The 12021-nt window shown below is 56.5% G+C and carries 13 protein-coding genes and 2 pseudogenes; 4 read left to right on the top strand and 11 right to left on the bottom strand.

Translation table 11 applies throughout. The features are described from left to right. Positions 1-392: 392 nt before the first annotated feature. From HW561_RS22780 to HW561_RS24360, 4 genes are all read left to right on the top strand, one after another. Positions 393-851 carry a hypothetical protein gene (locus HW561_RS22780; RefSeq protein WP_176867648.1) on the top strand — a complete coding sequence of 153 codons (459 nt, stop codon included), beginning with the start codon at positions 393-395 and terminating at the stop codon, positions 849-851. A 177-nt stretch (positions 852-1028) separates the two neighbouring features. Continuing rightward, a complete protein-coding gene (locus HW561_RS22775) occupies positions 1029-1901 on the top strand; it encodes a helix-turn-helix domain-containing protein (RefSeq protein ID WP_176867647.1) in 873 nt (290 codons plus the stop codon). 244 nt (positions 1902-2145) lie between these two features. Next, positions 2146-2502, top strand: coding sequence for a CopG family ribbon-helix-helix protein (locus HW561_RS22770; RefSeq protein ID WP_176867646.1), 357 nt, complete (start codon positions 2146-2148; stop codon positions 2500-2502). Beyond that, on the top strand, positions 2499-2780 hold the full coding sequence (locus tag HW561_RS24360; protein ID WP_176867645.1) for a type II toxin-antitoxin system RelE/ParE family toxin: 282 nt from the start codon (positions 2499-2501) through the stop codon (positions 2778-2780). Before HW561_RS22770 ends, HW561_RS24360 begins: the two co-directional genes overlap by 4 nt. Before the next feature lie 117 nt (positions 2781-2897). Here the strand turns inward: HW561_RS24360 and HW561_RS22760 are convergent. From HW561_RS22760 to HW561_RS22710, 11 genes and pseudogenes are all read right to left on the bottom strand, one after another. Next, positions 2898-3074 (bottom strand): annotated as a pseudogene (locus HW561_RS22760) (IS5/IS1182 family transposase); the annotation flags it as partial. 310 nt (positions 3075-3384) lie between these two features. After that, positions 3385-4032 (bottom strand): annotated as a pseudogene (locus tag HW561_RS22755) (helix-turn-helix domain-containing protein); the annotation flags it as partial. Further along, the gene (locus HW561_RS22750) at positions 4001-5233 is read right to left on the bottom strand and encodes an ABC transporter substrate-binding protein (RefSeq protein WP_176867644.1); all 1233 of its coding nucleotides are present in this window, start codon (positions 5231-5233) and stop codon (positions 4001-4003) included. The pseudogene HW561_RS22755 and the gene HW561_RS22750, both read right to left, overlap by 32 nt. Positions 5234-5255: 22 nt before the next feature. Beyond that, positions 5256-5807 carry a carboxymuconolactone decarboxylase family protein gene (locus tag HW561_RS22745; protein ID WP_176867643.1) on the bottom strand — a complete coding sequence of 184 codons (552 nt, stop codon included), beginning with the start codon at positions 5805-5807 and terminating at the stop codon, positions 5256-5258. Continuing rightward, positions 5804-6712 carry a branched-chain amino acid ABC transporter permease gene (locus HW561_RS22740; RefSeq protein ID WP_176867642.1) on the bottom strand — a complete coding sequence of 303 codons (909 nt, stop codon included), beginning with the start codon at positions 6710-6712 and terminating at the stop codon, positions 5804-5806. Before HW561_RS22740 ends, HW561_RS22745 begins: the two co-directional genes overlap by 4 nt. Then, positions 6709-7569 carry a branched-chain amino acid ABC transporter permease gene (locus tag HW561_RS22735; protein WP_176867641.1) on the bottom strand — a complete coding sequence of 287 codons (861 nt, stop codon included), beginning with the start codon at positions 7567-7569 and terminating at the stop codon, positions 6709-6711. The genes HW561_RS22740 and HW561_RS22735 overlap by 4 nt, the downstream gene beginning before the upstream one ends. Continuing rightward, on the bottom strand, positions 7569-8318 hold the full coding sequence (locus HW561_RS22730) for an ABC transporter ATP-binding protein (RefSeq protein WP_176867640.1): 750 nt from the start codon (positions 8316-8318) through the stop codon (positions 7569-7571). Before HW561_RS22730 ends, HW561_RS22735 begins: the two co-directional genes overlap by 1 nt. Next, complete coding sequence (locus HW561_RS22725; RefSeq protein WP_176867639.1) at positions 8318-9073, bottom strand: ABC transporter ATP-binding protein; 756 nt, start codon at positions 9071-9073, stop codon at positions 8318-8320. The genes HW561_RS22730 and HW561_RS22725 overlap by 1 nt, the downstream gene beginning before the upstream one ends. Continuing rightward, entirely contained in the window at positions 9067-10614 is a 1548-nt protein-coding gene (locus tag HW561_RS22720) for a sulfatase-like hydrolase/transferase (RefSeq protein WP_176867638.1), read from the bottom strand. Before HW561_RS22720 ends, HW561_RS22725 begins: the two co-directional genes overlap by 7 nt. Before the next feature lie 13 nt (positions 10615-10627). Further along, complete coding sequence (locus HW561_RS22715) at positions 10628-11254, bottom strand: TetR/AcrR family transcriptional regulator (RefSeq protein WP_176867637.1); 627 nt, start codon at positions 11252-11254, stop codon at positions 10628-10630. Between the two features lie 225 nt (positions 11255-11479). Further along, positions 11480-11953, bottom strand: coding sequence for a hypothetical protein (locus HW561_RS22710; RefSeq protein WP_176867636.1), 474 nt, complete (start codon positions 11951-11953; stop codon positions 11480-11482). Positions 11954-12021 lie beyond the last annotated feature (68 nt).

The raw sequence follows: 12021 nt of genomic DNA, 5'->3' as shown, positions 1-12021 counted from the left end.
AGTTCTCCCAACTAGCGGGAGAACCGGCTCACCAATGCTACTGATGCTCTGCCGTCTAGAAAGTTTGCGACAGAACCGGGTCAGCGAAATGGCCAGTCGCTTCGGCGTGCATGCCGCCACAAACTGACTGCTTCAACATACCACCAACAAGAAGAGCCGCTTTCGCCCACTGGAATGAGTGTGCCAACTGCTGGGCTTTATGAACAACGATGCACGCGCAATCCTCGGTGATCAAAAATCAACCTGACAATCCCTCTGCAGGTGTTGGTGCCTTTGCCAGACGGGCAAAACCGAAGACCCTCGACAAGCCACGCACTTAGTTAACGGATGTCAGTCTTCAAAAGGTTCGCTTTGCGGAAGCAATTCAAACCGCTGGGCATGATACTGCCACGGTGAAACGGGTACTGAACCTGTCAGCATCAGGATTGTCCCACCTTACTAAGGTCACGCAAAACGTTCCTTTTGAGGTCGGAGAAATGATCGGCGCAGCTCCAAAGTCAGGCCGCCCGAAGTGGACTGCACTTGCTGAGCACTTCTTGGCGGGCAAGCTGACAATTGATGACGCAATAGACCTGCTTCAAGCCGTCGAGCCATCGGTTTCCTCCGATGACCGGCTGGAAACCCTACTTAAAGCGGCTGCAAAACGTGGTGCCCGACAAAAGGACGGCGTTGGTGAAATCAGCCCCATTGATGGCGTGACCATCAAGTCCGGCAGCGGGTCTCTTACATTGTCAGTTAGAAAGACAGGTTCAAACGCGGATTTTGCTGAGTGGTTGGATAAAAATCTGACGAAAATCATCAAGCAATCACACGCCGAGTTTACAGCTGTAAACAACAAGCAGAATAACTGAGGACGAGCAGAAAGGAGGAAGGCAAACAAAGAAAACCCCCGAAACCGGAGCTTCGAGGGCTGCTGCGCTAAGCGCAATTCTTAGATTAGACACCTAGAATCTAGCAGTCCCCGAATCGCCATACAAGAAAAAACGCTCCTGAGCGAACGGGTATTTTTTGTCTGCTGACAAAAGCTAATGAAAACAGTGACAGCAATGGCTCCATCAGGAGCAACCTTGTCGAGCACGACAGGGCAGGGGACTTATACGCCCAAGAAATGGATTCTTCTTCGAGCAGTTGAAGAGGCGAGGGAGCCGCTTAGGCTGAAATCCACTTCTCTCAACGTCCTAAGAGCAATGATTTCCTTTTTGCGAGGAGATCAGATTTCAGTCGATCAGGATGATCAACATATCTGCTTCGCATCCAACGCCGCGATTGCCAATCGAGCCCATGTCAGCGTTCAAACTGTTGAACGTCATATCTCGACTCTGGCCAAGCTTGGGATTGTCCGACGCGTAATGAGCTCAAATGGTAAACGTTGGGCACGCCGAGACCGACAGGGCAGGGTGGTCACAGCGACCGGTCTTTCCCTGATGCCATTGTCTGAAAGGCATGCTGAGTTCCTCCAGGAAGCCCAGAAGCATGCTGACCGCGTTCTCGAATTCACGGTACTCCGCGACAAGGTATCGGCTGCTCTGGCTCGTCTGAAAGAGCTTGTAGCAGACGATAGCTCTGTCACAGATTTGATGACCTCTGTGCGCAATGCTCTGCGCCGCAAGCCGGATGCGTGTGTCCTCCGGAAACTTCTGGCTGAAATCTCTGTGGAAATCTCAGAGATAACACCGGCTCATACCGAAAAAATGAGGGCCTATGACCATGAAATTGAGGGGCACAAAGAGGACTCTTTGAATCCAATAGTTAAGAAAGAAGAACTTTCTCAGATTCAAGTTTCTGCAGATCGAATGGAGCGCAGCTTTCCACGTTTGTGCTCAGAACTTCGCTTTGCCCGGGATCAGGCACATTGTGACCGGCTTATGGACGATATCGCCGAGTACCTACGATTTGGTTAGACCTAGTATGCTATGAAATCGACATATGGCCCAGCTCTCCGTTTCATGGTGCTCGGATATATTTTTCAAAGAGCTGAGAATATAAAATCTCACCAAGCCTATTTGATCTCACTGATCTCGAAAATCGATCGGGGAGATATGCAACCAACTGCATTGTTGGCGCATGGTTTAAAATCCGCGGAAGTGCAGGCCATACCCATGATATCTCCTCACGCTCATGAGTTCAGAACAATAGGTGCAGTACATGCCATCGGTCTATTGTGAATTGAATGCCAATGTATTACATTGTACTACACTGCGGAAACAGGTGATTGCGATGAGTACCAGCCCATATTCAATCCGTCTCGACGAAGACCTGAGAAAGACCCTGGAACGGGAAGCTGCGATCGAAGATCGACCGCCTGCACAACTCGCCGTACGGGCAATTAGAATGATGTTAGAATCCAAAGCCGCTAAACGTGCAGCCATTGATGCGGCTGTTGAAAAAGCAGACCAAGGCAAGTTCATCACGGCAGACGAAATGAATGCCTGGATAGACAGCTGGGATACCGAGAATGAGCTCTCGGCTCCCGTAGCAAGCGGGCAATCCAAAAGCCAATGAAAATTGTATTTCTCGAAGATACGACCCGGGATATTCAATGGTTCCGTTACTACTACACGTCAGTTTTTCCTGAGGGCAGCGAAAGGGCACGAATTCAGCTCAAAGCCATTCAGCTTACTCTTGCAGCCAATCCTTATGCAGGTCACCCAAGTGACACACGGCAAGACATACGGGAGCTTTCAGTGCCGCGAACCCCATTTACGCTAATCTATCGAGTAATGCCCACTCAGATAGAAATTCTGCGTCTATGGGATACCCGGCAGGGCGCGGATTACTGAAACCAGGAGCTTAAAATTGGTGGCATCAAGCGGGCAGGGTAGGGGCGGGCAAGCAACCGAACCTACTCTGCTGTTAGATCGCTAGATTCTGAACAGAGGCCATATTTTGTTGAAAAACTCGGGATCGATCGATGGACGGCCCGTGTGGCTATAGTAATCTGCCAAATGCGAACGGATGCTGCTCAGATCAACAAACCGGTCAATCGACCGCAACAGGTGATCTTGAGGGACATGATCTTCCAGTGAGAATTCGTAAAACAGTGATGCCTGAGCTTCCTGCCTCGGTCCCATCATCGCCAATCCTCCCGCCAATTGGAGGAATTGAATCAGCAGTTCAGCCCTCGATCAAACCAGAGTTTTTCAACAAAATATGGCCAGAACGCAGCAGACTTACAGTTCGGTCGATACTTCATGGGCCGAATGTGACGTCCCAACTATTGACCTAAGAACTACTGAAATCCAATGTCCGCAACTGATCTACAGCCCAGGGCCTATTTCCATTGCAAAAAGGGCGTTTGACTTGGGGCGCCTTCCAATGTCGAACGTCCACCTTGTTTCTGGCCCAACTATGACGATTGGTTCAGGTTCGTGTGACACTTAACATCTCGATAACATAATCGACAAAATCCATCGCATTCGCCTGGGTGTGTCGATCGTAACTCTTGAAGGCTCGTACGCGCGTGGCGTCGTCGATCGCGGTGAATTGAAAGCGCCTGATCTCTTTGCTACGTTTTCCTTTGAATGTCAGTAACTTGACGTCCATTTGAATATGATGCCCTGGCAACTGCTTATTGTAACGTTTGGTGTGAACCTTGCGCATAAGCGTACCACGAGGAAGTCTGTTCAGCCCATGGCGCCTGAGAATGCGGTAGACGCCTGCATCGGAGATCCTGACGCTGTGATACCACGCCAGATACCAGACGATGCGAATTGGCCCCGGATGGTAGTTCCGACGCAAATGAAGGACCTTCTCAACAATCTAAGGCGGTGTTTGATCGGCAGGGTTCTTCGGAATGGTTTTACCATTCTTCAGCCCTTCCTCACCCCGGGATCGGTACGCAGCCCGCCATCGGTAAAAGCTGGATTGCACAATGCCAAAATACCGGGAGGTCTGGCTGTCGTAGCCGATCTTGTCAGCATGGTGCAGAACTCGAAGTTTACGTTGAATCTCTCGTTGATCGGCAGCCCCGAACTTGGAGCTGCCACAGTTTGCGAACAGATCAGATCGTGCCCAGTTCCACGTCCTTGCCATCCTTGATGACAAAATGCGCGAAGGGCCGGTCTTTCAGGTTTCCATCCGGGTGGAAGGCCACGTCCATACCGTATCCGGTATAGTCGACGTCTTTACCGGCACGGATGGCTTCCAGCAGGTTCAGTGCGCCACCGACCTGTTCACCACCTGCATTCGTGATTCCCAGAATTTCCTTGGTATAGATCGTCGCATCTGGCGTCCCCGCCTTTTCCATCGCAGCCACATGTACGGCCATCGAGTCCGCACAGAGCGCCGAGAACGGCAGGAAGGTGCCAGGCTCGACCCCCATCAGACCTTCGAACTCCTTGTAGGCGGCCGATGAACTGTCATTGGTGGCCTGCAGGTGGTTGATACCTTCACCGACCTCAGCCCCCACTGCCTCGATGAACTTGCCGCCACCGTTCACACCGGCGCTGGCGGCGATGGTCAGGGTGTAAAGTTCGGCATCATAACCGCCCCGGAACCATTCCTTCGCGATCGAGGTGAACTGCGTGACATAAGCGGGCAGGAAAACGGCGGTGACATCCTCGCCCATCACCTTATCGACTTCTGCGCGGAAGTTGGGTTGGTCCGGCTTAACTTCGGCTTGTACCACAACCTCGCCACCGCCAGCTTCGATGGTCTCAACGAAGGGGCCGATCATCGATTGGGTAAAGGCGGTCTGCACCGCCAGAATGCCCACTTTCTTATGACCAGCGGCCAGCATCGCCTTGGCGGGCGGCACACCCCATTCGCGGCCGGTGGCCTGAAAGCGCCAGATCAGGCCCCCATGGTCGCCCTCGGTAATCGCATCGGCAGCCCCCAGGCAACTGATTGAGACGCCTTTCTCGATGGCCAGCGGTTTGACCGCCAGAGTCGGGCCCGATCCCCACATACCCACGATGGCATTGACCTGATCCACGTCCAGCAATTTGCGCGCGGCACGGACGGCGGCAGTTGGGTTGGTTTCGCTGTCTTCCGCGATGATTTCGATCTGGCGGCCATCCAGAATACCGCCCGCCGCGTTGATCTGCCCGGCGATGGCCTGCGCCGCCTTGACGATGTTGGGCCCGTACGAGGCACCACCACCGGTCAGGGGCGTGATCATACCAAATTTCACTGGCGCATTCTGTGCAAGAGCAGGCAGGGCCAAGGTGCTGGCGGCAACACCTGCCGCCGTTGTGCCCAGAAACCGCCTGCGGTTCATGATCAGTTTCGTCATCACTCTATCCTCCTCTGAGTGGTCATGTGGGGCTGGGGTACTCCTCAACCCCATCCTCCAGCGTCAGTTGCAATGAATCGTTGAACCGGTTGAACGCGCCGCACAGGGCAATGCGCCAGGTCAGCTCGACAATCTGCGCATCGGTGAAATGGGCGCGCAAGTTGGTGACCTCAGCATCTTTCATCCGGTTGGCGCGCGTTGTGACTGCCTGCGCATAGCGCACCACCATTTTGTCGACCTCATCCAGTTCCGGATGATCTTCGACATCCGGCAGGCGGGCGATGCCCTCGGCGCTTAGCCCCGACACCTCAAGCATGGGCGCGTGGTGTGACACGCAGTAGATGCATTCGTTGAGCTTCGAGACAGTCACCAGTGCCAGTTCCAGCGCACGGCGGGGCACAGCGGCCTCATTCCGCAAATCCAGCAGCATCCCGAACAGGTGTTTCAGGATGACCGGACGATGCGCCATCGCGCCCACCAGATTGCCGAAGGGACCATAGCGCTTCATTTCGTCGAAAACGACGCGGGCCTCATCCGGGAGCGTATCGGCCGAGAGGGGAGAAATCCGGCTCATGACACGTCTCCGTCCTTGGCCTGCAGGCGGTATTCACGCATGAATCCCTGCGGGCGGTAGATCAACAGAAGGATGAGGCCCACGCCGATCAGGATCAGGCGGAGCGATGCCGCCTGACCCGCGTCCAGAAACGGCATGAGGTCTTTCAGGAAACGAGTACCTTCCAGCAACACCATCACCGACACCGCGCCGATCAGCAGGCCAGTGTTTGACCCGCGCCCACCGGCGATCACGGCCATAAAGGCGTAGGCGGTGACGAAGGCCCCAAATTGGGTGGGGTCGATATAGCTGAAGTAGAAACTGTGTAGGCTGCCCGCAGCGCCGATGATGGCCCCGCCTGCGGCAAAGGCTCGAACCCGGAAAGACAAGGTTGTTTTGCCCAGCGTTGAGGCTACCAGATCATCCTCGCGCAGCGCCCGCAGCACGCGCCCGAAAGGCGACACTGTCAGCAGTTGCGCAAAGACGAAGCACAGCGCCAGAACGACGACAGAAATGCCGAGGAACATCAGTTCGTAGTGCAGCCCCGAGGCGACGCCGGACAGCGGGCGCGGAATGCCGGGCAACCCATTTGCACCGCCAGTCAGCCAGGTTTCATTCAGCAGGAACAGGCGGACGGCTTCGGCAAAAGCCAACGTGGCGATGGCCAGATAATCCTCTCGCAATCGGGCAGAGACCAACGCCACCAGCGCGCTGAGGATCACCGTTGCAATGACAGCCAGCAAAGCGGCGACCAACGCAGGCACACCAGCCATCGCCGACAAAGCGGCAACATAGGCGGCCACGGCGAAAAATCCGAAGATGCCGAAATTGACCATTCCAGCCTGACCCCATTGCAGGTTCAGCGCCAACCCGATCAGGGCCGAGATGATAACGAAGATGAGAATTGCGGTGAGATAGCCGATCATCTGCTGATCCTCGCTTTGCCAAACAATCCGTGCGGGCGTAAAAGCAGCACGAACACGATTATCAAAAAGGCCACTGCCTGACGGTAGGTGGTGGGCAGGATCAGGGTCGACAACTCTTCGGCGACACCGATCAGCAGGGCGCCGACCACCGCGCCCAACGGGTTGCCGATGCCGCCCAGAATAACGGCTGCGAAGACCGGCAGGATATAGTTCCAGCCCATCAGCGGATCGACGACGCCATCCATGCCAACCAGCACCCCGGCGAACCCGGCCAGAACGCCCGAGATCGCCCAGACCGCTGCGATGACATAGTTGCGGTTGATGCCGCGCACGCCCGCCAGATCGGGGTTGTCCGAAACCGCGCGCATGGCCCGGCCCAACGGTGTGCGCATCAGGATGAACCACACCGCCACCATGGCCAGAAGCGCAACAATCACGATGGTGATCTGTTCGTTGTTGACCCGCATCCCCATCCAGCGATGCGGTCGTGCCACGGCGATGTCATAGCCGCGAATGTCCGACCCCCACAGGAACCGCACCACATTTTCCAGCACGAAATAGACCCCCATCGACGCCACCAGCAGTGTCACGTGATCCGAATTGCGCAGGGGTTTGTAGACCAGCCGGTCCGTCACCAGCGCAACCGTGGCCAAACCCGCAGCCCCCAACCCGGCGGCCAGCAGCAAGGGCACGCCAATATCGACGTTGAAGAACAGCGCGATATAGGCCCCCATCGTGATCATTGACCCGATGGCGAAATTGGGAAAGTTCAGCACGCCATAGGTCAGCGACAGCGCAATGGCGGGCAGCGCTACCAGCAGGCCCGAGACCACTCCGTTCAACAGAATTTGCAACATCACACGGTCTCCGGTGCAGTGACATCCGCCGTGCCCATATAGAGCGCGTGGATGTCCGGATGGTTGAGGAATTCGGGGGCGGGCATCTGCGCGCGCACCTGACCCGAGACAAGTACGATGGCGGTTTCCGAGATTACCATCGCCTCTTTCACATTCTGTTCGATCATCAGGATCGACACGCCTGCGTCGTTCACCGATTTGACGGCCTGAAACATCTCGGCCACGTATTTCGGTGACAGCCCCGCGCTGGGTTCATCCAGCAGCAGCAGCGACGGACCGGGCATCAACGCGCAGCCAAAGGCCAGCATCTGCCGTTGGCCACCTGACAGGTTGCCTGCCATATCCGCTTCGCGATGGACCAGATCGGGGAAGATATCGAACACCCGCTCGCGGGCCGCTTTCAATCCCTTGGTGCCCTTGGCGATGAATTCATAGGCCAGCGTCATGTTTTCGCCGATGGACATGTTGCGGAACACGTTGTGCTCCTGCGGTACATATCCCAATCCGGCGCGTGCCTTGGCCGGGGCGTTCAGCCGGGTCACATCCGCCTCGTTCAGCGTGATTGTGCCTGAACGCGGGGTCAGCAGGCCAACTAGTGATTTGATCAGAGTCGACTTGCCCGCCCCGTTGGGACCAACAATGGTCGAAATCGCACCTTCGGACACAGAGAAACCTGCGCCTTTGATGATGTCACCACCACTGCCATATCCGGCGCGCAGGGCATCGACTGTCAGGATCGGGTCGCTCATCACACCATGCTCCCTAGATAGGCTTCCAGAACGCGCGGGTCGGAGGTGACCTCGTGGAACGAGCCATGCATCATTTCGCGCCCCTCGGTCATGACGTAGACGCTGTCGCACAGGCGCTCGATCATCTCCATGTCATGCTCGACGATGGCAAAGGTGACACCTTCGGCCTTAAGCGACAGAATGAAATCGGCCAGCACACCCTCCATCGTCGGCGCGACACCGGCGGCGGGTTCGTCCAGCAGGATGACCTTGGGTGACAGCATCATGGCGCGCAGCACCTCAAGCAGTTTTTTCTGCCCGCCCGATAGGTTTGCCGCCGACTGATCGGCCAGCCGCCACAGATCGACCCGCTCCAACAGGGTACGGGCCTGCTCGACGGCATTTTCCTCTTCGGCGCGGATGCGAGCGCGGGAAAACAGCGATGCGGTGATGCTTTCGCCCAACTGCCCTGGACGGGCCAGAAGCAGGTTTTCCAGAATGGTCAGCGCGCCCAGATCACGACTGATCTGGAAGGTGCGCACCAACCCCTGTTCAGCCAGCTTGTGGGGTGGCAGTCCAGTGATATCGGTACCATCCAGCATTACCTGACCGGTGTCGGGGCGAAAAGCTCCGCCGACGGTGTTGAACAGGGTGGTCTTGCCCGCCCCGTTGGGGCCGACGATGCCCGTCACCTGCCCCCTAGGAATGTCAATTTGCCCGACATTGAGGGCCTGAAAGGCCCCGAACTTCTTTGTCAGGTCTGAGATTTTCAACACGCGTCCCCTCCCGTGTTCCAGATTTTCTGCGCCTTGCCACTGGTTGCGTAAGGCAACCAGTAATCCGACAATTGCTTGGGTGTATGTTTGATGCGATGGCTCAGCAGCGCCTGCGCGCAGGTGGCCAGATCGGCGGCATGGACCGGGTCTTCGGCCAAGTTGCACTGACAATGCGGATCTGCGTTCAGGTCGTAAAGCAGCGCAGGCTGAGCCGGGAAATGAATGTACAGCCAGTCCCGCGACATCAGCGCGCTAAAGCAGCAATCATCGACTTGCTCCGGCAGTAGATGCGCCAGATCCAGGTTCAGCCGCAATTCGCGGAAATCGGCCTCCCAGACTGTATGCTCACGCCAGTTCGCGGGCGGGTTGCCCTGAAGAAAACCGCTCAGCGAGTGCCCATCACATTGCGGTGTGGGCTGGCCAATCGCGTCAGCGATGGTAGGCAGAACATCGATGGTTTCGGTGAATTCCGACGATTGCGTCCCGTGGCTGACTGGGTGTCGTGGGTCACGGATCATCAGCGGCACGTGGAACAGGCCCGGAAACGGCCCGCGCCGCCCGTAGATCCAGTTGTCGCCCAGTTGATCGGCATGATCCGAGGTAAAGATGATCAGCGTATCGTCATATTGCCCGTTGGCCTTCAGTTCGGCGATCAACGCGCCGAATTTATCGTCCACCTCGGCCATGTTGCCGTAATAGGCGGCCCGCATAGTGCGGTCATGGATGTCAGTGACTTCATCGGGCGCGAGGTCATGGCGGAAATACCGTTTGGCGCCATATGCCGACAGTGACGCCGCAAGGAAGGGGTGGCTGTCCGCGACCTGTGTTGGGGATTGATGCCGGGCCGGTATCGACAAGTTCGCCGGGTCAAGCAACTGATTATAGGGCTCCGGTGCCACCATCGGCGGATGCGGGCGCAGGCAGTTCAGGTTCACGAACCACGGCTGATCGCCCATTTCCGAGATATAGTCCCGCGCCGCCCCGAACATGAAAGCGGTGTCGCTGAACTCTGCCGGATATTGGCAGGGCGCGTCCGGGGCCGCCGGATCATAGCCGCCTTTGGGTAGAAAGATGCTCTCGGGATCGTCGCCCAATTCAATTTCGACACCGTTTTCCTGCAACCAGTCCCGCCATGCACCAAAGCCGTCGTGATAGAAGAACCCGGTTCGGGTTTCGAAACCGGGGCAAACCCAAGGTTGCAGCTGTGTCCGTTTGTCGGGGTCGTTGGGCGTATCGGTGTAGCCAAACAGAACCGGAGATCGGCCACTATCAGAGACCAGATGCGCAAGAGTCGGAATGCTGGCAGGCAGGGGGGTTTCGTTGCTGACCTGACGATGGTTCATCAGGTACAGCCCGGTCAGCAGCGAGGCGCGCGACGGGCCACAGGGCGCCGCCTGTGCGTGATGCCGCTGGAACGACATCGCTTCGGCCGCGAAAGCATCCAGATGTGGTGTTTTCACATCTGGATGGCCCCAGCAGGCAATAGAATCCCCACGCCACTGGTCAGCAATGACCAGCAGCACGTTCCGAATAAGTTTCATTTTGCTCCTGTTTCTAGTTGGCGTCCTGGGCCATTGCCTGGATCGCGTATTTGAAAGCGTTCTTGAGGGACGCCATCATCTCGGTTTCGAATTGTGGGCTGTGGTAGACAAGTGATTGCACTTTGAGGCCACGCAAGGCACAGAGTACAAGGTTGATGCTGTCGCGAATGGCTCCTTCGTTCCAGCCCTGTGCGGCAAAAGTGTCGTGCAGAATCTCGTAGTAGCTGTTGAACAGCTCCTGCAGCCCTTCGGCTACCGGTCCGGCCAGTTCCTCGTCGCTGCGCGCAGCCAGGGTCAGTTCCAACGAAGGTAGTACGACATCGTCCGCGAACATGTTTTCCCAGGCGCCATCGACGAAAGCGTCGATGTCGAATTCACCGTCTTTAAGGTTAGCAACCAAGCCTCGCAGTCGTTCCGGAACCTCATGCCAAAGATCAATCGCAGCATCCAGCAACAGGGCATTTCGGTTCGGATAATGGTGAAACATCGCCCCTCGGGACACACCCGCCAAGCGACAGATTTCGGGCGTTCCGGCATTGCGGAACCCCTTTTCCATCAGCGTCAGCAATGTTGCACGCCGCAGCCGGGCGCGCATGTCTTCGCTTTTTTGTTGTTGCTTACGTTTTTCTGTCACTGGCATTTCAATCCTCCTCGGGTGAGGTTGCCTTACGCTAGGGCGTTTGGAGTGTCGTTGTCAAATAAAAAACAAGCATGACTGTTTGTTTTGAGAACTGGTGGGAAAACCGCGCAGGCGACATGGTCCAAACTGAGAAGTGGAATGTGGTTAAAGAACGACACCGGCTGCGCAAAGTAGAAATGTGCCAGTTGTCGCGAAATGGAAGAGCAGCCTGACAGGGAGGAGACCTCAAACATCGGAGCCCTGGCTGGCTGCGCGCTTCTCTTTCGCCACCTTCGCGAGCTTTGAATTCCAGCCGTTGTTGCGCCGACCTGTTGGAGTGTAGCGTGTGGCCTGAGTGCCGGCGCGACGCTTCTTCGGTGGCGCCTTGTCCTGCTCTTGCTTGATGTGCTCCAGCACTGCGCTCAGTCGCTTGTTCCCGGTGATCGCCGCGTGGCTCACGCGTTGGTCTTGGTCGTAAGCAGAGTAGGGCATTGGGACGTCCTTTGACCGGAATTCTAACGTGCCATCCTGGAATTCGTAGCTGTCCACATATTTGCCTACGAGGCCGCGCGTGAGGGTGTTCTCTTCAAGCGTGATCCGCTTGCGGTCGTAGCGCAGAACCAGATTGCGGTCGACGTAGTGCTCGTCGCGCCAGCACAGGATGTCCCGCAGACGGTTAACTTGGCTGAAACAACGGATCTTGCGGTATATGCTCCGCATCTGATGGGCTGCCAGGCATACCGTGGCAAAACACTACTTTCTTCATGATCGTATTCCCGAGTGGTTTA

Origin of the sequence: Ruegeria haliotis, assembly GCF_013377785.1 — a bacterium.
GTDB classification, from domain to species: Bacteria; Pseudomonadota; Alphaproteobacteria; order Rhodobacterales; family Rhodobacteraceae; genus Ruegeria; species Ruegeria haliotis.
Note: the sequence above shows the minus strand (reverse complement) of the source record. Positions and strands in the feature narration are given on the sequence as shown.